Genomic DNA, 20,417 nt, shown 5'->3' with positions numbered 1-20,417 from the left:
CTATTCCGTCGACACCGAGGCGTCCTTGCCCTCGAGCGCCGCGCGCAACGCATGCCAGGCCAGGCTCGCGCACTTCACGCGCGAGGGGAATTCACTCACCCCGGAGAGCACCGCCAGCTTGCCCAGCGCCTCCAGGTCCAGGCCCTCGGGGCCCTCCGTCACCAGCCGGTGCACCAGCTCGAAGAGCCGCTCGGCATCCGCCCGGGACAGCTCCTTCACCGCGCCCGTCATCAACGACGCCGAGGCGCGGGAGATGGCACACCCCTGCCCCACGAACCCCACGTCCCGGATGACGTCGCCGTCCATGCGCAGCGTCACGGTGAGCTGATCCCCACACAGCGGGTTGTAGCCATCCGCGCGCCGGTTCGCGCCTTCCACCTCGCGGAAGTTGCGCGGACGCTTGCCGTGCTCCAGCACCACCTCTTGGTAGAGGTCCTGCAGTTCCGAACTCATGCGAACACCTCCCGCACCTTGTGCAGCCCGCGCACCAGCGCGTCGATGTCCTCGCGCGTGTTGTACAGGGCCAGGGACGCGCGCACCGTGGCCGCCACGCCGAAGCACGCCAGCAGGGGCTGCGCGCAGTGGTGGCCCGCCCGGATGGCCACGCCCTCGCGGTCCAGGATGGTGCCCACGTCGTGCGCGTGCACGTCCTCCATCAGGAAGGACAGCACTCCCGAGCGCTCCCGCGCCCGACCCATGAGCCGCAACCCCGGCACGGTCTCCAGGGCCTGAGTGCCGTACTCCAGCAGCTCCCGGTCGTGCGCCGCGATGGCCTCCCGCCCCACCGAGTCGAGGTAGTCCAGCGCCGCCGCCAGCCCCACCGCGCCCGAGATGTCCGGAGTCCCCGCCTCCAGGCGGTAGGGCAGCCGGTTGTAGACGGTCTTGTCCAACGTGACGGTGAGGATCATGTCGCCACCGCCCTGCCAGGGCGGGAGCGTCTCGAGCACTTGAGCCTTGCCGTACAGCACGCCGATGCCCGTGGGGCCGAACATCTTGTGTCCGGACAGCGTGTAGAAGTCGCAGTCCAGGTCCTGCACGTCCACGCGGAAGTGCTGCATCGCCTGGGCGCCGTCCACGAGCACGGGCACGCCCCGCGCGTGCGCCCGCCGGGTGATCTCCTTGATGGGATTCACCGTGCCGAGCGCGTTGGACACGTGCGTCACCGCGAGCAGGCGCGTGCGCTCGGTGAGCAGCGTGTCGAGCAGGTCCAGCCGCAGCTCCCCGTGCTCGTCCACCGGCACCATCTTGAGCGTGGCGCCCACGTGCTGGCAGAGCATCTGCCAGGGCACGATGTCCGAGTGGTGCTCCATGGCGGTGATGAGCACCTCGTCGCCCGGGCCCACCCTGGAGCGGCCATACGTCTGCGCCACCAGGTTGATGGCCTCGGTGCAGCCGCGCACGAAGATGATCTCCTTCGTCTCGCGCGCGTTGATGAAGCGGCGCACCCGCTCGCGCGCGCCCTCGTAGGCCTGGGTGGAACGCTCGGAGAGCGCATGCACGCCGCGGTGCACGTTGGCGTTGTCGTGCGTGTAGTAGTGCACCAGGGCGTCGATGACGGCCCGGGGCTTCTGCGTGGTGGCCGCGCTGTCGAGGTACACCAACGGCCTTCCCCGGACCTCCTGGTGGAGGATGGGGAAGTCGGCGCGGATGCGCGCCATGTCCAGGGTTGCTCCACTCATGCCCGACCCTCCTTCACTCCGGGAAGCTTTTGCGTGAGCAGCTCCTCCACCTGGGTGCGCAGCGACGCCAGGGGAATGGCGCTCACCACCTCCGTGGCGAAGGCGAGCGTCAGGAGCCGCTCCGCCTCGCCCCGGGGAATACCTCGCGAGCGCAGATAGAACAGCGCCTGCTCGTCCAGCCGGCCCACCGTCGCACCGTGCGCGCACTTCACGTCATCCGCGAGGATCTCCAACTGGGGCCTCGCTTCCGCCGACGCCGTCTCCGACAGGAGGAGGTTGCGATTGTTCTGCCGCGCGTCGGTGTGCTGCGCATCCGGGCGCACCATCACCTTGCCGTGGAAGGTGCCCCGGGCGTTGTCGTCCAGCACGCCCTTGTACAGCTCGCGGCTGGTGCAGTCCGGCTGCGCATGGTCCAGGTTCGTCCACTGATCCAGGTGCTGGGTGCCATGGCCCACGTACAACCCGTTGAGCGTGGCCTCACCGCCCCGGTCCTTGAAGAGCGCATGCACCTCGTTGCGCGCGAGCGCGCCACCCAGCGAGAGCACATGCGAGGCGAAGCGGCTGTCCCGGCCCTGCTCCACGTGCAGCGAGCCGATGTGGAAGGCCACCTCGGACTCGGCCTGGAGCTTGAGGTGCGTCACCCGCGCGCCATCCCCGAGCACCACCTCCGTCACCGCGTTGGTGAAGGACACGCCGGGCGACACGCCCACGTAGCTCTCCACGAGCGTGAGCTCACTGTTCGCCCCGGCGCGCACCACCACCCGGGGGCTGGCCAGCGACAGCGTGGCCACGCCGCGCGCGAGGAAGAGCAGCTGCACGGGATCCGCGCACACCGTGCCGGGCGCCACGTCCACCCACGCGCCCTCCTCCAGCAGCGCCACGTTGAGCGCGGTGAAGGCACTCGACTCCGCGCGGGCCCGCTGACCCACGAGCTCCTCCAGCGGCGCGCCCTCCTCGAGCGCCTCGCGCAGGCTGCGCACCTGGAGCCCCTCGGGCAGGCCGTCCAGCCGGGACAGCTCGCGCACGAAGCGGCCGTCCACGAACACCAGCCGCGCGCCGGGGCCCGGCAGGCGTTGCAGCTCCACCGCCGCCTCCATGCTCGCCTCGTGCACGGTGTGCACGGGGCAGAAGGACTGGCAGCTCACGGAGGACACGTTCGTGTACTTCCAGTCCTCGTTGCGCGTGGTGGGAAACCCCTGGCGCGCGAGCTGCTCGATGCCGTCCTGCCGCAGCGCGCGCAGCCACGCGGGAGCCCCCGCGGCGCGCTCCGCCTGGAAGCGCTCGGCCAGATCGAGGTAGTAGCGCAGCCCCTCGTCCGTCACGGCCGGGCCTCCTTGCCCACCGGGGCCTTGCCTTCGTTGAGCCACGCGTAGCCCTTCTTCTCCAGCTCCAGCGCCAGCTCGCGCCCACCCGTGCGCACGATGAGCCCACCGGCCAGCACCGACACCCGGTCCGGCACCACGTACTCGAGCAGCCGCTGGTAGTGGGTGATGACGAGCATGCTGCGCTCGGGCGTGCGCAGCGCGTTGATGCCCCCGGAGACGATCCGCAGCGCGTCGATGTCCAGGCCCGAGTCCGTCTCGTCGAGCACCGCCAGCTTCGGCTCCAGCACCGCCATCTGGAAGATCTCGTTGCGCTTCTTCTCGCCGCCGGAGAAGCCCTCGTTCACCGAGCGCTGCATGAACGCCTGATCCAGCTCCACGAGCTTGGACTTCTCGCGCGCGAGCTTGAGGAAGTCCATGGCGTCCAGCTCCTCCTTGCCCTCGGCGCGCCGCCGGGCGTTGAGCGCCGTGCGCAGGAAGTGCAGGTTGCCCACGCCCGGAATCTCCACCGGGTACTGGAAGGCCATGAACACGCCCGCGTGGGCGCGCGCCTCGGGCGGCATCCCGAGCAGATCCTTCCCGTCGAAGAGCACCTCGCCCTTCGTCACTTCGTACGCCTCGCGGCCGGAGAGCACCTGCGACAGCGTGCTCTTGCCCGAGCCGTTGGGGCCCATGATGGCGTGGACCTCCCCGGGCATGAGCTCCAGGTTGATACCCTTGAGGACCTCGCGACCCGCCACGCGCACGTGCAGGTCCTTGATGCTGAGCAGCGGCTTCATCCCACGCTTCCTTCCAGGCTCACACTGAGCAGCTTCTGCGCTTCCACGGCGAACTCCATGGGCAGCTCCTTGAAGACCTGCCGGCAGAAGCCATTGACGATCATCGATACGGCGTCTTCCTTCGAGATGCCCCGCTGCTGGCAGTAGAAGAGCTGGTCCTCGCCGATCTTCGACGTGGACGCCTCGTGCTCCACCTGCGCCGAGGCGTTCTTCACCTCGATGTACGGCAGCGTGTGGGCGCCGCACTTGCTGCCGAGCAGGAGCGAGTCGCACTGGGTGTAGTTGCGCGCGCCCTCGGCGCTCTTGAGCACCTTGACGAGGCCCCGGTAGGTGTTCTGCCCGTGGCCCGCGGAGATGCCCTTGGACACGATGGTGCTCTTCGTGTTGCGGCCCAGGTGGATCATCTTCGTGCCCGTGTCGGCCTGCTGGCGGTGGTTGGCGAGCGCCACCGAGTAGAACTCGCCCACCGAGTCATCCCCCTTGAGGATGACGCTCGGGTACTTCCAGGTGATGGCCGAGCCGGTCTCCACCTGCGTCCAGGAGATCTTCGCGCGGTGGTGCGCGATGCCGCGCTTGGTGACGAAGTTGTAGATGCCGCCGCGGCCCTGCTCGTCCCCGGGGTACCAGTTCTGCACCGTGGAGTACTTGATGGTGGCCCCGTCCAGCGCCACGAGCTCCACCACGGCGGCGTGGAGCTGGTTGGAGTCGCGCTGGGGCGCGGTGCAGCCCTCGAGGTAGCTCACGGTGGAGCCCTCGTCGGCGACGATGAGGGTGCGCTCGAACTGGCCGGTGTTCTCCGCGTTGATGCGGAAGTAGGTGGATAACTCCATGGGGCAGCGCACGCCCTTGGGGATGTAGACGAACGAGCCGTCGCTGAAGACGGCCGAGTTGAGGGCCGCGAAGTAGTTGTCCGAGTGCGGCACCACGGTGCCCAGGTACTTCTTCACCAGCTCCGGGTGCTCGCGCACGGCCTCGGAGAAGGAGCAGAAGATGACGCCCGCCTTGGCCAGCTTGTCCTTGAAGGTGGTGGCCACGGAGACGGAGTCGAACACGGCGTCCACCGCCACGTTCTGCAGGCGCTTCTGCTCCTCGAGCGGGATGCCGAGCTTGGCGTAGGTCTTGAGCAGCTCGGGGTCCACCTGGTCCAGGCTGTCGAGCTTCGGCTTCTGCTTGGGAGCCGAGTAGTAGATGATGCCCTGGTAGTCGATGGGCGCGTACTCCACCTTCTGCCAGCGGGGCTCCTTGAGGGTGAGCCAGTGGCGGTAGGCGCGCAGCCGCCACTCGAGCATGAACTCCGGCTCGTTCTTCTTGGCGGAGATGATGCGGATGATGTCTTCGTTGAGCCCGGGGGGGATGGTCTCGGACTCGATGGCGGTGACGAAGCCGGCCTCGTAGGGGCGCTTCGTGAGTTCCTGCAGGGTCTGGGTGCTCATGCTGGGGTTCCTCGCAGGGTGACCGGGGTGGGAATCGGGGCGGGAGTCGAAGGGGGATGCTCGGCCAGGGGGGACAGGCGCGAGACGGGGGCGCAGAGGTCGGCCAGGGTCAGCCGCCCGAGCGCGTCCTGGAGGGCGCGGTTGATGATGCGCCAGTGGCCACGGACCCGGCAGACGGTCTCCAGCTCGCACGGACCGCTGGCGTGCGGGGTGCCATGGGCGCCGCACTCGGTGAAGGCAACCGGGCCCTCGAGCGCGGCGATGATCTCCGTGAGGAGGATGCCCTGGGCGGGGCGGGACAGGCCGTAGCCACCGCTCGCGCCCCGGTGGGACACGAGGAGTCCCGAGCCCTGAAGGCCCTTGAGCACCTTGCTCACCGAGGGCAGGGGCACGTGGGTACATGCCGCCAGTTCCTTCGCCGTACGCGTCTCGCCCGAGGCGCGCGCCAGCTCGGTCAGCAGCACGATGCCGTAGTCGGTCATCTTGCTCATCCGGAGCATTCGGAATCTCTCCCACCAGGGGGGCGCCCGGACTACCCGGGGGACACCACCGCGTCAGGGGCTTTTAAACAGGACCAATCTGGTCCGCATTAAAAATCGTGCCCGGACGAGGGAGGAAGCGCCCGCTTGGGGGGAAGAGGCGAGTGGCCGACCCGCGAACCTACTTCCCGCCCAGCCAGTACACGGGGCGTCGGGAGCGCATCACCGCCTCCAGGAACTCCGCGAAGGAGCTGGCCACGGGCCCGCAGTACTCCGCGTTCGGCCACGCCTCATGGTAGCCGTCCATGAGGGGGTAGCGGCCGTTCTCCTGCCGGCTCACATCCACCAGGACGTAGTCCCCGTCCTGGACATCACACAGGGTGTACAGCGAGGCGGGACCGTGCTCGTCATCATCGCCTCGCTCTCCGAAGATGGCCACCCGCGCCCGGGTGATCTCCGCCAGAGGCAGGATCTGATACGGCGAATCGGGCAACCGCTCGATCAGCTCCGCCCCATTGCAGTGCAGGTAGAAGGCCCGCAGGTCCGGGTCCAGCCGCCAGCCCACCCGCCGCTCGAAGTCCTCGAGCTCCTCGGGCGTGGCGGGGGGATACGGGAAATGCTCGCGGGAGACCTCTTCGAGCAAGCTGCTCATGGGCGTGGCCATCGTCAGTTGTCCGGCTGAGAGTAGTATTGAACCCCGGCGACCCATGACCAGGAGCCTGCGCTTCCTGGTGACCATCAACACCCAAGAGGCGTTGGGCAAGGCGATCCCCTACGGCGTCTTCGACATGAGCCGAAACAAGGCATGGGTCAGTGTCGGGCGCGATCATGACACACCGACCTTTGCCGTCGCATCGGTTGGTCAGTGGTGGAAAACGATGGGCTCCGACCAGCCTATCCCACAGCGACGGAGTTGCTCATTACAGCCGATGCAGGAGGCAGCAACGACTATCGCACACGTGCCTGGAAGATCGAACTGCAGAGGTTCGCTGACGAGACGGGGTTGCACATCCATGTGTGCCACTTTCCGCCAGGAACGAGCAAGTGGAACAAGATAGAGCATCAGCTCTTCTGTCACATCACCCAGAACTGGAGGGGCAAGCCGCTGACCAGCTTTGAGACCGTGGTCAATCGCATTGGAAGCACGAGAACAACCAAGGGGCTGCGCGTCAAGGCTCGCTTGGACAAACGGCAATATCCTACGGGGGTCGAGTTCAAGAAGGCGGAAATGAAGGAGTTGGCGCTACGACACGATGATTTCCATGGTGACTGGAACTATGTTTTGGAGCCGTGGCGAATTCAATGAAGTTGGCAACATTATTTCCAGCGCAAAAAAAAGTTACCCGCCCTGGATTCAATCGAGATTTCTCGCTCAGGATGTGACCCAGTTCACAGCGCTTGCGTGGAGGGTGGGGTAGAGAGCAGTGGCCAGAGACGTCGAAAATCGCTGGTCACTCAATGGAAACAAGCCTGTTTTCCTGGAAAGAAAGAATCATGCATGAAGTGGATTGTTGTCGTAATGGGGCTCGTCACTGGAGTCTGGGCAGGCTGCGGAAAAACAGAGAACGAGTCTCGGGTCGAGGTGGAACCGCAGCCGCTGACGGAACCACGTCCGCTGCGTGCCGAGAGGGCGACGAAGCAACTTGGGGAAGACTGCGGGGAGAACGGAGCCAGCGCATGCCTGTCTGGCATCTGCATTCATGTGAAGCCGGACCGCCACGAGGGATATGTGTGCAGTCAGTCCTGCCAAGAGCAAAAGGACTGCCCCGCGAACTGGCGCTGCTCTGAATTATTCCCGGCATACAAGAGGCGATTGTGCGTTCCGCCCGCTACGAAGGTTGATGCCACCTCGGATCCGTGAGCCTTCCTTATCCGAGCCATTCGTCGATCAGGGATGGGTGCGTTCTCGAGACGGATTAATCTTCTATTGCCTGAGTGTTTATTCATGACGAACAAGAATTCTCCTTGTTTTACCAGACCCATCGTGTCATCTGGTGCATCCTGGTCGTCTGCTGCTTGTCTGGTCATGCTATTTTGTCTGTTGGCCATGACTTCCGCTCATGCCCATGATTTTGGCTATCACGAACTGCGCTCCAATCCCGATGGAGTCGGTGCTTCCATCATCACCTGGGACTGCAGTTGCCCCGGCGGAACCGTGGGGAGTCCGCGGTGTACTCGTTATGCCACCGATGGTGCGGGCAACGTGCCTCCCGAGGCTCGAAGAGACTATCTGTTCCTTGGGAACCTGGGCCTCAATGCCTGTGCGAAGGGGCCTCAGTGGGAATGCAACAGCGACTTGGATTGCGTGAAGCCTGGTGCTTTTGGTCAGGGGCAGTGTGTGGTCAATCCGGATGCTCAACTGACGGAGACCGCGAGTGGAAATGAATTCTTCGACCCCGTCGTGATGTGCATGTACCCGGTGTCGGAGTCCGAGGTGTGTGATGGCAAGGACAATGATCTCGATGGGGAGACGGATGAAGACGGATTCGGTGGGACGGTCTGCCTGCAGGACGGTGGGGCCGCGACGAGTCCGGACGCGGGCGGTGACGGTGGCTTGTCCTGTGGCGCGGAAATCTGCGCGGATGGCCAGGACAACGACTGCGATGGTGCGGTGGACGAGGCTGCGTGCCCGGAGAACTCGATGGGGGAGGGCCCGTGGGAAGCAATCGATGCCTCTACGGATACGATCCCGTCAATCTCGCCTCGGGTTCCAGCTTCGAGCAGGCGGAGGATCTTCGTGTAGAGGATGGCCTCACCACCTTGACCTTCGAGCGGACATTCAGCTCTCGGGCCGATGAATGGATATACGACGCTCCCCTGGTGGGGGTGCCCAAGCCCTTTGGCGGGAGCCCCAACAATCCCGAGTCCGTGGAATGGTGGCACAACTGGCTGAGTGTCGTGGTGGAACACCAGTACCACTGGAGTGTCCGTACGCCGGATGGAGGCTTGTTGCGTTTCCTCCCGTGCCCGGGCTCGACTTGTGAGGCCGTGCCCGCGGAAGGAAACCAGTCCCGTCCAGAGCGCTTGAGGCGGACGCCCATGGGTTATGAGCTGCGCCAGTCGAATGGAACGCTGCTGGTCTACGAATCCCTCTTCCTGGCACCGCGAGAGGGGAGGCGCCGCTATTTATTGTCCCGAGTGGTCTCCGGTGCGGGAATCGACTTGGCGCAGCTGAGCTATGCCCAGCCCGAGCTGGACGATTGCGCGCAGGGCGCGCCGGGAAGCAGTCCGGGCGTCCCCTATCTCTCCAGTGTGCAGAGCCCCGCCGGAGCGAGTCTACGCTTCGACTACCGTACGCTTGCGCGTTCCACGGGGGGCGTGGACTGTGTCATCGACCGGGTGCGCACTCTGGCATACCAGGGCAAACCGAAGGATTCGGTGGTGTACGCCTACACCACGCACGGAGGGATCGAGCGACCGGGGCGTATCGCACAGGCGGAAAAGCGTGCGCGCCTGGAGCGCTATCTCTACGCGGCGGGAGCGTTTCAGCGCTCGGAGGCGGGAGTGCTGCTGGTGCGGCATACGTACGGGCCGGACGGGCGTGTGGACTCGGCGACAGGAGGAGGCCATGACGCCTCGCTTTCCTGGGAGCCCACGGCGGGAGCATGCCAACCGGGTTCCAACTGCTGCGGCCGGACGCCCCAGGTGCGCCAGGCGGTGGATTCCTACGCCGGACGGGGTGACGGCGATGAGGGGGCCGCCGGCCTGTCGAGCACCTATGCGACGCTCTCCAACCATGGCCAGGAGCATGCGCCGCGCATGTACCAGACCCAGGATGCGTGCTCGGTGAGTGGTGCCTGCAGCCCGGGCTCGGTCCGCTCGGAGTGGACCTGCTCGTCGCCCGGAAACCCCGGCAAGGAAATCGCGCGCAAGGACAAGCGGGACAACTGGCAGGTGTTTGGCTACTCCTTGTCCCCCGAAGCCTCTCCACGACTGGAACTCGCCAGTGTCAAGCGGGGTGCCTCGGACATGCTCGGGACGGGGGCCCTGGAGGAAACACGGTACACCTATACCTACTCCAACGGTCAGCAACTGCCGCAGGTGGAGGAGGAGGCCAGTGTCCTGGGGGGGATCGCGGAGCGCAAGCGCATGCTTCACGTCTATGCCCCCGGAACGGACCGCACGAAGGCCCTCATTCGCTCCGGTTGGACGCGGGTCCGCGGCGGCAACGGCACCTGGACGACCGAACGCCGTTTCGTGGGCACCTTCTTGCTCACCACCTTCAATGGAGACCAGGAGGATCCATTGGGCCGGGTGAGGGAGATTCATGGTCCATGCTGGGTGGCCAGCGAGTCCGCCACGGATTGTCCCACGACGGCGCCCTATCCTGTGACGCGCTACGTGTATTTCGAGCCGGACGCCACTGGCGCGCATGCCAACCGGTTGTCCCAGGAGATCGTCTACCCCGCCGGAGGCCCGGTGAGTCCGAATTCGCTCGGCTCGGTGACGGGGCACCTTTACGATTTCAATTCCGATTCAAGCCGCATCGAGACCATCATCGACGGCAACAGTGGGTGGACCATCGAGAGCCATTACAATGAAGACCGGCTCGTGAGGACGGAAGAAGGTGACTACAATGGGTCTCCGTCGAAAATCACCATCTACGGCTATCAGAGCGACAAGTACTTGAGCTACATCAGCCATCCCGAGGGAGACTTCGATGTCTTCTGCTACCGCACGGGTTCCTCGCTGGACGGGCGCTGCACCAGTGGTGCGATGTCGGACAAACTCCAGTGGGTGGCGCGAGCCCGTGGGGCGGAGGGGACGGGCTGGACGGAGAAGACCGTCTACGCCTACTGGCCCGATGGAACGCTGAAAGAGGAGCGATTCCTGAGCCAGACGGGGACCGGGACGCAGACGAGGCGGGTGATGAAATACGCGGCGGACGCGCACAAGCGGCCGACGTGGAGCCAGTGGGGAGAAGGCGCGGGGAGCTTCACGGCGGCGAAGTCCTTCGATGGCGCGGACAACCTGACGGGAGTGGGGCACGCCTTCAACAGCCCGCCCGCGTGGTGTGGTGGGGTGAAGACGGGAATGGGAGCACCGGAGAACGGCACGCCGCTGTCGCAGCTGTGCTCCTCGCTGGCCTATGACCGGGCCAACCGACTGGTGCAGGTGGACGAGTATCCGGAGGACGGCGTCTCCCAGCGCACGCTCTTCACCTATGACGTGCAGGGCAACGTGTCCGGAGTGAAGGTGGGCTGTCAGTCCACGGACACGTTCGCCACCTGCGTTCACCCCGCGTCCGTGTACACGTATGACGATTTTGGCCAGGTGGTGGAGGTGTCCCTGCCGCACGCCGATGGCCCGGTGCGCTATGCCTATAACCCCCAGGGCAACCAGGTGGTGAAGGAGACGGCGGCCATGCGTCAGGCCGGCGAGTATGTATTCTCCACCTACGACATGCTCTCGCGCCTGGTCTCCGTCCAGCGGGTGCATGCCGCGGAGAGCGAGCTGCTCTATCGTCTGGGCTACGATGACCAGGTAATGCCTCCTTCGAGTTGCCCGGCGGTGGAATACAGCAAGGGCCGGCTTCGCTACCGCGAGGACTCTTTCGGCACCACCTGGTTCTCGTATGACTTGTGGGGCAACGTGCTGGGGGAGATTCGCGTGAGAGCGGGGGCTACCACGTGTGGTGCCGAGGCCAACGCGAACCCGCACACCCGCTACATCTACACGCCCAACGGCAACCTCCAGTCGGTGACGTACCCAAACGGGCGGACGGTGACGTATGTGTACGGGACGGGAGGCAACACCAACCGGGTGAGCGCGGTGGACGTGACGCTGTACGACGGGACGGCGTGGACGACGCGGCGGCTGCTGAGCAACGTCTCCTGGGAGCCGTACGGCGGGCTGCGGGGCTACACGTTGAACCAGCCCGGAGCGAGTGGCTCCATGACGGTGGAGTACGGCCTGGGGGATGACGGCTCGGTGCCGCCCGCGGGTTGCTCCACCAGCTTCCCCTCCGCGACGAACTCGGATTTGACGGGGCGGTTGCGCGGCCTGCGCGTGTCCTCGGGCACCATGGCGATGGGAACAGCCCACGGGGTCCTCGCCGCTGGCGAACCATGCAACATCCGTGAGGATGCGAGCGATGTTCCACCAGGTGGACCTGACGGCGGGACAGGTGGAGGTGGTGGATGCGGACCTGGGAACGGTGTTGGCGTCCGTGTCGGGAGCGGGCCGAGGGCGGACCTGGTCGGGCTGGGTGACCCCTTCCACGGGGCGTGCGAGCGTGAGGTTGGTTTGGCCCGGTGGGCCGGAGAACATGACGTCCCAGGGCGTGGTGTTGGATGGCTATGAGTACCAGCGTTACCAGACGGGAGCCCAACCCTTCTGGACGCCGCTGCGCTTCCCCGGCCAGTACCACGACGTCGAGACGGACCTCTTCGAGAACTGGAACCGCTACTACGACCCAAGCATCGGTCGGTACCTGCAGCCAGAACCGATGGCGGTGGTGGACTCATTAATGGTTAGGTCGCCGACGTATGGCTACGCCAAATCAAACCCGATCAACTGGACCGATCCAACAGGCAACTACACGGTTGATGACCCAACCAAGTGTTCCAATTGGAAGGCCGCTGAGTGGCTTGCTCAAAAATGGGCGGGATGTGCTGGCACCAGCGGTGACAAAAACTGTAAGTGTCAGGAGGCACTCGCTAAGTGCAATGGAGGATGCGACATTTGCGCGATCCTCGCGACCGGAACGGGTCCTGAAGCGCTCTTCCAAGATTTGGGAGAACTAAAACCGACACGAACAAACGATCCGTCAGGCTACGACGGGAAAAGGGCGCGTGAGTCGATCCACTTTGTCACGGGCGAGCGGAGCTACAGCATGAATGAGAGGATGTGCAATGATTCGGCGTATATTCCCGCACTGGCGTCGACCTTGATCCATGAGGCTTCGCACGCGTGTGCAATCGTCAACAATGGTAAGGGGTTGCGCGACCGCAACACACTGCCCGGCATGCTCGATCCCCCGACCGCCGGATGCGCAGCGGTTGATATCGAGGCCGCGTGTAAGGGAGCTTTTTGATGAGGCGCCTCATGCTCCCGCTCGTTTTGATTGTTGGTGTTCTTTTGGGTCGATTCTTGGTTCCAATATTCGAAGGCAGAACTCACCACGGAATTCAAGTCTCACAGGTGAGTGAGAAGGGATGCTCGATGCGTGTCGCGAGCGAGGTGTTCGTGCTCGGCCGGATTGTCTCAACAATCGAGGGGTCGAACTTTGCTGCTTGTGGCCAGTTCACGGAGGTGACGCCGAATGTGCGTATTCTCTGTGATTGCAGTCGATCATCGCTCAAATAGAAGCCAAGCCCTTTCTGAGAGGATGTTGAACTGGAGCAGGCTCCGGGGGTATCACGGTACTGTCGACCTGATCATTCACGGGCTGCACGCGGTAGACGACCGGGGCACGTAACCGCGACATCTACGGCTCGTGGGGCAGGACGAGCAACTACGCACAGGCCGTCATCGATTACTGCGAATAGGACACGGTTCCGCCTGGAAGCGAGCTCCCCGCTTCCAGCGGCATCACGGCCGCGCCCGGGAACTCCGAGACAACAACCCCATATCAATCCCCACCCCGAGCGCCACGCCCACCGCGTAGCAGAAGAGATCCGACACGAGGAACCCGCGCCCCAGCACCAGGGCGACGAAGGGGTTGGCGCGGAGCGCATCGAGCCAGGGGGGATGGAAGAGCTGGCTGAGTTCAATCACCACGGAGAAGCCCAGCGCGCCCGCCGCGGCCCGCCCCACGGAGAGCCGGGGCCAGAGCAGCAGAATCCCCACGTAGACGAGGGTGGCCCACAGCGTGTCGCCCGCGTACTCGGTGACGAAGCCCGGCAACACCTGACGGGCCACCGCGGAGCGCGAGCCCAGTCCCAACATGACGAGGAGCAACAGGCACGGCACCAACATCGCGCGTGAGCGTGAGGAGGAGCCGTGCGGGGAAGGGTCCGGCATGCGCCGCAGTGTACACCGGCGCGGAGGCTATCCCGGTGCCGCGGACGAACGGCGCGACGCGCGGCCCGATCCGGCGTAGGACCGCCCCTGGGCGAACGAGGCGATCCGCGTCCATACCTCGTGGAAGGTCGCCGCGTCGAAGCCCGAGGCGGAGTTGAGCAGATCGTAGCGCTTGAGGGCGCCGTGCGTGTCCCCGGCGCTCTCCTCCTGGTAGTGCCCGATGACGTCCGCGTGGTCCGCGTCGACGAGGTAGCACGACGCCGCGTCCGGCCAGACCTGGGACACGGTGTTGACGAGCCCATCGTTGTCGCTCAACGAGAGCATCTGCGTGGTCCGGGGGTCCAACAGCTTCTGCACGGCCCGTGGCGGACCCAGCCGAGCGACGGGTGACTCGGCCGTGAGCGCGTAGAGCTGGTTGAAGAGGTCGAACCAGTGCTCCGACCTGGGCCGCGCCACGGTGACGATGGAGGCGTAACGGATGCCGTGCTCGACGAGGAAGCGCCGCTCGCTCTCGGGATCGTCCACGTGCGCGGGGCTGAGCGGAGCGTCGCCGAGGTGCACGGGGCTCAGATCGCTCAGGGCCGAGGAGTCACTGGCCATGTGCAGCAGCCAGCGCAGCAGCTCGAAGTACGAGGCGCGGGCCAGCGCGCTCGAGTATGCCCCCTCGCGCGAGTAGCAGCCCTCCAGTGTGTCGAGCAACGCGTCGATCCAGTTGTCCGACTCCACGCGCTTGCCGCGCCGCAGGACGCGGCGCAAGAGCCGGCCGCTCACCGAGGTACCCCGCTCGCGCAGGGCCCGCGCGCTCTCGAAGAAGGTGCGCAAGAGGGGGCGGATGAGCAGGGAGCGCACCAGCGGCTGGTTCATCCGGCGCACCAGGTTCGTGCCACGCTGGGGCGTGGAGAGGAACTGCACGGAGCGGATGTGGCTGAGCACCTCCAGGGCGGAGTCCGCGCGGCGCAGGTCCTTGGACTCCTCCAACTCCCGGTAGCGCCACAGGAGCTGGCGCAGATCCAGCCCGCCGGTGGAGTGGCCCACCAGGTGGATTTCATCTCCCGAGCGGATCTCCTTGCGCCGCCAGCGCTCGTCGAGGAAGGCGAGCATCTGCTCGGCGCGGGTGCGCACGCTGGCGGTGGGCAGGTTGGGAAAGTAGTGCAGGACGAGCGGTGTCTCTTCCAGCACACGGGTGACACCTTCGTAGTAGCGCAGGGTACCGAGGGCATCGAACCCACCGAAGCCGGGTACGAGCACGAGATGAAGGCTCATCGGGGACCACCTCCCGCAGCCGCTCCCCGGCATGGGGATGCGCGCCAGCGCCCCCAGTCAAGAGGAAGGACGGACGCCCGGCAATCGCCCCCGGGGGCAACGTTCGGCGTCCATCACCTCCCCCCAGGCCCGCTCCCCTTACGAATCGTGGCTATCGATGAACGTCACGAGGCGCTGGAGGTGCAGCGGGTCGACGATGGCCGTGAGGTGCGAGCGTCGCGGAAGGATGACGTTCTCGAACTGCTTCAGCTCGCGCGTCATGCGCGTGGTCCTCGAGTAGGGATTGTCGAACTCTCCGTTCACGGCCAACACGGGGAAGTCGATCCGGGTCAGGTCGATCGGCTGGGGCCACCAGGTGGTCCAGGCCGCGGCCACGGCCTCGACCGCGACCATGTCGGGCTTGGGCTGGCCCTCCTGCGCACGGGCGAACTCCTCCAGGATCCACGCCTCATCGGGATCCGTTCCCTTCGGATCGAGCGCCTCGGCGGCGGCCTTGAGCGCCTCGTCGGTCTCCTCCACGCCCGCACCTCCGATGACGGCCGTGATGAATCGCTCCGGAATCCTGGCCATCAGCACGCGCGTCATCGAGCCTCCCATGGAGTAGCCGCCGATGTGGGCCCGGCCGATCTCCAGATGGTCCATGAGCTCGATGACGTCGGTGGCCATGCGCTCTCCGTATGCCGAGGGCTCATGTGGCTTGTCACTCTCACCATGTCCCCGCTGGTCGAGCAGGATGACCCGGTGACGCTCCGCCAGGGCCGGTGCGAAGCCCGGAGCCACCCACGCCCCGCTCGCCGTCCCCATGTAGCCGTGCAGGAGCACGACGGGCGTGCCCTGCCCCACATACTCCAGGTAGTGCAGCTTCACCCCATCGCTGGCGGTGAACCACCCGTCGACGGGTTCCACCGGGACGTCCGGGGCCGTGGGGCTCTCGCAGCCCGTGAGTGCCACGCAAGCCATCACGACGGTGACCACGACTGATTTCAACATGCAGCGTCTCCCAGATTTGAACACCCGGCCCAAGAACTGACCCACTGGCCTGATTTTTAGCCAGCCGGTCAAATCAGGTCAAATGCACGGGCTCCCACCAGGCGTGTGGCTTGATGCACCCGGGAGGCCGTGACAGCATCCAACCGTGACATCGGGAACCCGCTCGAAAGGCCCTCGGAGCTCATTCCTCGAGGAGGCTCGCCGCGCGCAGATCGTCCAGTGCGCGATCGACATCATCTCCACCCATGGCTATGCGCAGGCCTCGCTCGCCCTGATCGCGGAGCGCGCGGGCATCAGCAAGGGCGTCATCTCCTACCACTTCGCGGGCAAGGAGGAGCTCATCGCGCAGGTCTACGCCGAGGTGATCACTCTGGCGGCGAAGGCGGTGCTGCCGCGGGTCGAACAGCAGCCACGGGCAAGTGACAAGCTGCGCATCTACATCGAGGGCAGCATCGCGTTCATCGGGACCCACGGCCCGCACTCCATCGCACTGCTGGAGATCTGGAACGGCCTGCGCACCCCGCAGGGCAAGCCCGTCCTCGACGCCCGCTCCTACGAACCGGGCCTCGAGTTCCTGCAGAACATCTTCCGCCAGGGCCAGGCCGAGGGAGAGTTCCGGCGGTTCTCTCCCCGCCACATGGCCGTGGCGGTCCGGTCCGCGATCGACGGCGTGCTGGTGCAGCGCATCACGTATGGCGACAAGGTCGACCTCGAGGAGTCCTCGCGCGAGCTGGTCGACCTGTTCCACGCGGCCACCGCGAAGCCGGCGGCGCCTACGCGCGCATCCCGCCGTCCACGCGCATGACCACCCCGGTGACGTAGGAGGCGCGATCACTGAGCAGCCACGCGGCCGCCTCGGCGATCTCGTGGGGCTGGGCGGCGCGGCCCAGCGGCGTGCGGACCTTGAGCGTCTGGAGGATGTTGGGCTCCGCGTCGACCCAGCGCTGGATCATCTCGGTCATCGTGGTGCCGGGCGCGATGGCGTTGACCCGGATGCCCTCGGCCCCGTACTCGATGGCCGCGGTCTCGGTGAGGCTGTTGATGGCCCGCTTGGCCGCGCCGTACGCTCCCAGGGTGGGGTTGCCCGCGAAGCTGCCGACGCTGCTGTTGTTGAGGATGGCGCCGGTGCGCGAGGTGGCGCGGATCGCCTTGATCTCCTCACGCATGGCCAGCCAGACGCCCTTGTAGTTGACGGCGGTGAGCTGATCGAAGTGGCGCTCGTCCACGTCGACCAGCGGCCCCGGCGGGGTGGCGATGCCCGCGTTGTTGAACGCGATGTCGAGGCGGCCGTAGCGCTCCACCACGGCCCGCACGGCCTTCTGGATGCTGGCGGCGTCGCTCAGGTCGGCCACCACGTAGTCGGCGGTGCCGCCCGCGGCGCGGATCTCCTCGACCACCGAGCGCAGCTCCGACTCGGTCCGGGACGCCAGCATCACGGACGCCCCCTCGCGGGCGAAGAGGTGCGCGGAGGCAGCTCCGATGCCCCGTCCCGCGCCGGTGATGAAGGCGATCTTGTTGGCGAGCAGGCCGCGCGAGGCAGGGTGGGTTTCAGCGTTCATCGACATGGGACTTCCTCCAGGTTGGACTTGGACCACGTTGGACCGCGACGCCTCCGGAGTGAGCGCTCACTCCGAAGAAGGACAAAAAAAGAGACGGCTACAGCCGGATGGCGTTCCAGCAGCCCTCGAGGACGCGCTCGAGGAGGGTGTCATCGAGCACCACCTGACCGAGGTGGTGCCTGCGCACCAGGCTCATGAGCGGCTCGAAGAAGAGGGCATTGAACACGGCCGGGGGCATGTCGCGCACCACCTGGGCGCGAATGGCCTCCGCGAGCAGTTCCTCCATGCGCCGGGCGAAGCGATCGAGCGTCTCGGGAGGTATCTGTTTGACGTAGGGCGAGTTGTAGAACTGCGCGAGGAAGAAGCAGGCGTCGCGGTTGGCGAGCTGCGAGCGCGCGGTGTTGCGCCACGCGCGGTGCAACCGCTCGCGCAGGGGCTGGCCCGGCGCATCCCCCTGGAAGACCAACGAGGCCCCTAGCGTCTTGATGCGGTCATAGACGCGCAGGACGAGCTCGTCCTTGGTGGCGAAGTAGCGGTAGATGGTGCCGGCGCCCACGCCCGCTCGCGAGGCAATCATGTCCGTCGAGGTCCCGTGGAACCCGTGCTCGGCCACCAGCGCCTGCATGGCCTCGAGGATGGCCTCCTCCTTCTCCGGCACCTTGGGGGCCGACGAGGCGTCCTGCGCGGAGCGGCGATGTGAGCGGGAAGTGACCATGGAGTGAGCGTTCACTCCGTTATAAGGCCCCTCCCCCGCCCCGTCAACGAGGAGTGAGGGAGCTACCGGTTCTTCAGCCCAGGGGCGCGGGCTCGACGGCCGGAGCCGGGGCGGACTGGAGCTTGTCCCGGTCCAGTCCGTAGCGCCGCGCCGCCGTCTCGACGATGCGCTGGATGAGCTGGGGGTAGGACAGGCCGAGCTCCCGCGCCCCCATGGCCACCTCGCACTTCGCCTCCAGGTAGGGATTGGGGTTCACCTCGAGCAGGTAGGGCTCGTTGGTGGTGCTGGACACGCGGAAGTCGATGCGCGCGTAGTCGCGCAGCTTGAGCGCCCGGAAGGCACTCACCGCGGCGCGCTCGATGCGCCCGCGCAGCTCGTCCGACAAGTCATGGGGCATCACGAGATGGGGCTCGCCCGGGCCCTCGGGGCCGAACTTCACCTCCCGGTCGGCGATCTTCATCCGCTTGCGGCTCCACTTCGTGCCGAAGTCGAGCTCCACCACGGGCAGCACCTGGGGCCGCGCGTGGTCGCCGAGCACGCCCACGTACACCTCGCGGCCCTCGATGAACTCCTCCGCGAGCGCCTCGTCGTCGTACTCCTCGCGAATCATGCGCACCCGGCGCGCCAGGCCCTCCATGTCCCGCTCCACGCCCAGACCCATGCTCGCGTCCGAGCGGGCCGGCTTGACGATGAGGGGAAAGGACAGGTCGCCATGGGCCTCGAAGGACGTGCCATCGAAGGTGGCGAAGCGGGGCGTGAGCACGCCGTGGAATTGCAGCAGTTGCTTGGTGAGGATCTTGTCCTGCGCGAGCAGCAGCCCCGCCGTCCCCGAGCCCGTGAAGGGCATGCGCGCCAGCTCCAGCACCGCCGCCACGTTCACCTCCAGCCGGTAGTCTTCGGCGAAGGTCTCGCACAGGTTGAAGACGAGGTCGGCGCCGCTGCGCGCCACCTGGCTCACCAGGTCCGTGATGCTCTCGTCGACGCGCAGGAGCACGGGCGTGTGTCCCGCGTCCCGGAGCGCGGCGGATACCTGTTCCGTGACCACGTCGGCGGGCTCGTCCTTGGGCTGGTAGTGCAGGACCGCGATGCGCAGGGAGAGCGGGCTCATGGCGTCATTCCTCGAAGAAGCGGTCGGTGTAGAGGTAGTTCATGGACAGCACCGTCACGAGCGACACGAGGCGGCAGATGGCCTCCCGGCTGTCGTCCGGGTGCAGCGTGAGGTTCATGTCGGAGGTGCGCTCGAGCAGGTGGTCCACCAGCGCGCGCACCACGCCCCGGCCCACCCCCGAGTACTGGCTCACCAGGGCCATCAAGCGCTGGCGCTCGGCGCGCACGAGCGTCTCCGCCCGGACCGGCGCCTCGCCCGGGCCCTCGAAGATGTCCTCCAGCGACTGGTCGAAGGCATTGCGCAGCTCCACGTCCACCTTCTCGTCCAGCTCGCGCTGGCGGTAGTGGTCGAGCACCGTGCCTTCCATCTCCTCGGTGGTGAAATCTGGCGTGTTCAAGCGCACGAGCGGCTCGGTGCGGCCCAGGCGCTTGACGGTCTCGTCCACGTACTGGAGCTTTCGCAGCGCGCCCCACCCCTGGTAGCGCCGCGCCCAATCACTGCCGGGCGTGAGCCAGACGGCGAAGGTCTCGGCGAAGTCCTCGTCCGGGTGCTTCTGGGCGTACCAGCCGGAGATGTGCGTGACGTAGCGGCGCGAGAACGGCTGGGGTTTGTAGTCGTCGCGGTAGGGCCGCGAATAGTCGCCGAACACGCGCAGCCACTCCTCCGACTCGTAGAGCCGGTAGGCGTAGTTGAAGGCGTGGCCCGCCTCGTGGCGCAGATACATGAGGATCTCCGCCTCGCTCTCCGCCCCGCCCCCGAGGTCCGCCTCGATGGAGAGCAGGTTCGGGTCGGCCAGGTAGAACGGCAGGCCGATGACCGGCACGCCCGAGGGGCAACCCCACTCGTCGGACAGGTAGCACTGGGGTTTGAAGGAGATGCCCCTCGCCTCCAGCTCCGCGTGGAGCTGGGCGATGTGGCGCTCGAGCGGCGTGCCGGCGAGGCGCAGCGAGAGATCCTTGATGCGCGCCTGGAGCAGGGCCTCGCGCTGGGGAGACAGTCTTCCCCGCCCCTCGCCGTGCTCGGTGGAGTGCTTCTCCCGCATCAGGTCGGTCTGGACCGGTGGCATCATGCTCCCTTGAGGTAGGGAGCAGGAGCCCGGAAGAACAGGCCGGCCGAGCACGGCGG

At 66.4% G+C, this 20,417-nt stretch carries 18 protein-coding genes and 1 pseudogene; 5 read left to right on the top strand and 14 right to left on the bottom strand.

The window, feature by feature from the left end:
• From sufU to CYFUS_RS07685, 7 genes are all read right to left on the bottom strand, one after another.
• On the bottom strand, positions 1-453 hold the full coding sequence (sufU, locus tag CYFUS_RS07715) for a Fe-S cluster assembly sulfur transfer protein SufU (RefSeq protein WP_095984651.1): 453 nt from the start codon (positions 451-453) through the stop codon (positions 1-3).
• The gene (locus CYFUS_RS07710) at positions 450-1,679 is read right to left on the bottom strand and encodes a cysteine desulfurase (protein ID WP_095984650.1); all 1,230 of its coding nucleotides are present in this window, start codon (positions 1,677-1,679) and stop codon (positions 450-452) included. The genes sufU and CYFUS_RS07710 overlap by 4 nt, the downstream gene beginning before the upstream one ends.
• Positions 1,676-3,001: a Fe-S cluster assembly protein SufD gene (gene sufD / locus CYFUS_RS07705; protein ID WP_095984649.1), complete on the bottom strand. Its 1,326-nt coding sequence runs from the start codon at positions 2,999-3,001 to the stop codon at positions 1,676-1,678. The genes CYFUS_RS07710 and sufD overlap by 4 nt, the downstream gene beginning before the upstream one ends.
• Complete coding sequence (sufC, locus tag CYFUS_RS07700) at positions 2,998-3,780, bottom strand: Fe-S cluster assembly ATPase SufC (RefSeq protein ID WP_095984648.1); 783 nt, start codon at positions 3,778-3,780, stop codon at positions 2,998-3,000. The genes sufD and sufC overlap by 4 nt, the downstream gene beginning before the upstream one ends.
• Positions 3,777-5,213, bottom strand: a complete 1,437-nt coding sequence (sufB, locus tag CYFUS_RS07695; protein ID WP_095984647.1) for a Fe-S cluster assembly protein SufB — start codon at positions 5,211-5,213, stop codon at positions 3,777-3,779. The genes sufC and sufB overlap by 4 nt, the downstream gene beginning before the upstream one ends.
• On the bottom strand, positions 5,210-5,713 hold the full coding sequence (locus tag CYFUS_RS07690) for an SUF system Fe-S cluster assembly regulator (protein ID WP_095984646.1): 504 nt from the start codon (positions 5,711-5,713) through the stop codon (positions 5,210-5,212). Before CYFUS_RS07690 ends, sufB begins: the two co-directional genes overlap by 4 nt.
• Before the next feature lie 160 nt (positions 5,714-5,873).
• Positions 5,874-6,356 (bottom strand): SMI1/KNR4 family protein, encoded by a 483-nt coding sequence (locus CYFUS_RS07685; protein WP_095984645.1) that lies wholly within the window; start codon positions 6,354-6,356, stop codon positions 5,874-5,876.
• Positions 6,357-6,444: 88 nt separating this feature from the next.
• Here CYFUS_RS07685 and CYFUS_RS07680 point away from each other — a divergent pair.
• The 4 genes and pseudogenes from CYFUS_RS07680 to CYFUS_RS52420 all read left to right on the top strand — a co-directional run.
• Positions 6,445-6,998, top strand: a pseudogene (locus CYFUS_RS07680) (ISAzo13 family transposase); the annotation flags it as partial.
• 639 nt (positions 6,999-7,637) lie between these two features.
• Positions 7,638-8,435 (top strand): MopE-related protein, encoded by a 798-nt coding sequence (locus CYFUS_RS52425; protein ID WP_232537427.1) that lies wholly within the window; start codon positions 7,638-7,640, stop codon positions 8,433-8,435.
• A 419-nt stretch (positions 8,436-8,854) separates the two neighbouring features.
• Positions 8,855-11,995, top strand: coding sequence for an RHS repeat domain-containing protein (locus CYFUS_RS07675; RefSeq protein ID WP_232537426.1), 3,141 nt, complete (start codon positions 8,855-8,857; stop codon positions 11,993-11,995).
• On the top strand, positions 11,961-12,728 hold the full coding sequence (locus tag CYFUS_RS52420; protein ID WP_232537425.1) for an RHS repeat-associated core domain-containing protein: 768 nt from the start codon (positions 11,961-11,963) through the stop codon (positions 12,726-12,728). The genes CYFUS_RS07675 and CYFUS_RS52420 overlap by 35 nt, the downstream gene beginning before the upstream one ends.
• Positions 12,729-13,225: 497 nt before the next feature.
• Here CYFUS_RS52420 and CYFUS_RS07670 read toward each other — a convergent pair whose 3' ends face one another.
• From CYFUS_RS07670 to CYFUS_RS07660, 3 genes are all read right to left on the bottom strand, one after another.
• Positions 13,226-13,657 carry a DUF2809 domain-containing protein gene (locus tag CYFUS_RS07670; protein WP_198316494.1) on the bottom strand — a complete coding sequence of 144 codons (432 nt, stop codon included), beginning with the start codon at positions 13,655-13,657 and terminating at the stop codon, positions 13,226-13,228.
• A 27-nt stretch (positions 13,658-13,684) separates the two neighbouring features.
• Entirely contained in the window at positions 13,685-14,920 is a 1,236-nt protein-coding gene (locus CYFUS_RS07665) for an esterase/lipase family protein (protein ID WP_095984644.1), read from the bottom strand.
• A 138-nt stretch (positions 14,921-15,058) separates the two neighbouring features.
• Complete coding sequence (locus CYFUS_RS07660; RefSeq protein ID WP_095984643.1) at positions 15,059-15,910, bottom strand: alpha/beta fold hydrolase; 852 nt, start codon at positions 15,908-15,910, stop codon at positions 15,059-15,061.
• 145 nt (positions 15,911-16,055) lie between these two features.
• Here CYFUS_RS07660 and CYFUS_RS07655 point away from each other — a divergent pair, with 145 nt between their 5' ends.
• Positions 16,056-16,715, top strand: coding sequence for a TetR/AcrR family transcriptional regulator (locus CYFUS_RS07655; protein ID WP_095984642.1), 660 nt, complete (start codon positions 16,056-16,058; stop codon positions 16,713-16,715).
• On the opposite strand, the gene CYFUS_RS07650 is transcribed toward CYFUS_RS07655, so the two are convergent.
• The 4 genes from CYFUS_RS07650 to CYFUS_RS07635 all read right to left on the bottom strand — a co-directional run bounded on the left by CYFUS_RS07650 (position 16,684) and on the right by CYFUS_RS07635 (position 20,361).
• Positions 16,684-17,475 carry an SDR family NAD(P)-dependent oxidoreductase gene (locus CYFUS_RS07650; RefSeq protein ID WP_095984641.1) on the bottom strand — a complete coding sequence of 264 codons (792 nt, stop codon included), beginning with the start codon at positions 17,473-17,475 and terminating at the stop codon, positions 16,684-16,686. The two genes, CYFUS_RS07655 and CYFUS_RS07650, sit on opposite strands and share 32 nt — an antisense overlap.
• A 91-nt stretch (positions 17,476-17,566) precedes the next feature.
• Positions 17,567-18,184, bottom strand: coding sequence for a TetR/AcrR family transcriptional regulator (locus tag CYFUS_RS07645; protein WP_095984640.1), 618 nt, complete (start codon positions 18,182-18,184; stop codon positions 17,567-17,569).
• A gap of 73 nt (positions 18,185-18,257) precedes the next feature.
• Positions 18,258-19,292, bottom strand: a complete 1,035-nt coding sequence (locus CYFUS_RS07640) for a D-alanine--D-alanine ligase family protein (protein ID WP_095984639.1) — start codon at positions 19,290-19,292, stop codon at positions 18,258-18,260.
• Positions 19,293-19,296: 4 nt separating this feature from the next.
• A complete protein-coding gene (locus CYFUS_RS07635) occupies positions 19,297-20,361 on the bottom strand; it encodes a putative zinc-binding metallopeptidase (protein WP_232537424.1) in 1,065 nt (354 codons plus the stop codon).
• Between the last annotated feature and the right edge of the window lie 56 nt (positions 20,362-20,417).

Source organism: Cystobacter fuscus (assembly GCF_002305875.1).
Classification (GTDB): domain Bacteria; phylum Myxococcota; class Myxococcia; order Myxococcales; family Myxococcaceae; genus Cystobacter; species Cystobacter fuscus_A.
The sequence above is the reverse complement of the archived record's forward strand: the minus strand, read 5'-3'. Positions and strand labels throughout refer to the sequence as shown.

Bases quoted from the DNA above. Each gene is read 5' to 3' on its own strand.
- sufU (WP_095984651.1), bottom strand. From the start codon at position 453: ATGAGTTCGGAACTGCAGGACCTCTACCAAGAGGTGGTGCTGGAGCAC.
- CYFUS_RS07710 (WP_095984650.1), bottom strand. From the start codon at position 1,679: ATGAGTGGAGCAACCCTGGACATGGCGCGCATCCGCGCCGACTTCCCC.
- sufC (WP_095984648.1), bottom strand. From the start codon at position 3,780: ATGAAGCCGCTGCTCAGCATCAAGGACCTGCACGTGCGCGTGGCGGGT.
- sufB (WP_095984647.1), bottom strand. From the start codon at position 5,213: ATGAGCACCCAGACCCTGCAGGAACTCACGAAGCGCCCCTACGAGGCC.
- CYFUS_RS07690 (WP_095984646.1), bottom strand. From the start codon at position 5,713: ATGCTCCGGATGAGCAAGATGACCGACTACGGCATCGTGCTGCTGACC.
- CYFUS_RS07685 (WP_095984645.1), bottom strand. From the start codon at position 6,356: ATGGCCACGCCCATGAGCAGCTTGCTCGAAGAGGTCTCCCGCGAGCAT.
- CYFUS_RS52425 (WP_232537427.1), top strand. From the start codon at position 7,638: ATGACGAACAAGAATTCTCCTTGTTTTACCAGACCCATCGTGTCATCT.
- CYFUS_RS52420 (WP_232537425.1), top strand. From the start codon at position 11,961: ATGACGTCCCAGGGCGTGGTGTTGGATGGCTATGAGTACCAGCGTTAC.
- CYFUS_RS07670 (WP_198316494.1), bottom strand. From the start codon at position 13,657: ATGCCGGACCCTTCCCCGCACGGCTCCTCCTCACGCTCACGCGCGATG.
- CYFUS_RS07665 (WP_095984644.1), bottom strand. From the start codon at position 14,920: ATGAGCCTTCATCTCGTGCTCGTACCCGGCTTCGGTGGGTTCGATGCC.
- CYFUS_RS07660 (WP_095984643.1), bottom strand. From the start codon at position 15,910: ATGTTGAAATCAGTCGTGGTCACCGTCGTGATGGCTTGCGTGGCACTC.
- CYFUS_RS07650 (WP_095984641.1), bottom strand. From the start codon at position 17,475: ATGTCGATGAACGCTGAAACCCACCCTGCCTCGCGCGGCCTGCTCGCC.
- CYFUS_RS07645 (WP_095984640.1), bottom strand. From the start codon at position 18,184: ATGGTCACTTCCCGCTCACATCGCCGCTCCGCGCAGGACGCCTCGTCG.
- CYFUS_RS07640 (WP_095984639.1), bottom strand. From the start codon at position 19,292: ATGAGCCCGCTCTCCCTGCGCATCGCGGTCCTGCACTACCAGCCCAAG.
- CYFUS_RS07635 (WP_232537424.1), bottom strand. From the start codon at position 20,361: ATGATGCCACCGGTCCAGACCGACCTGATGCGGGAGAAGCACTCCACC.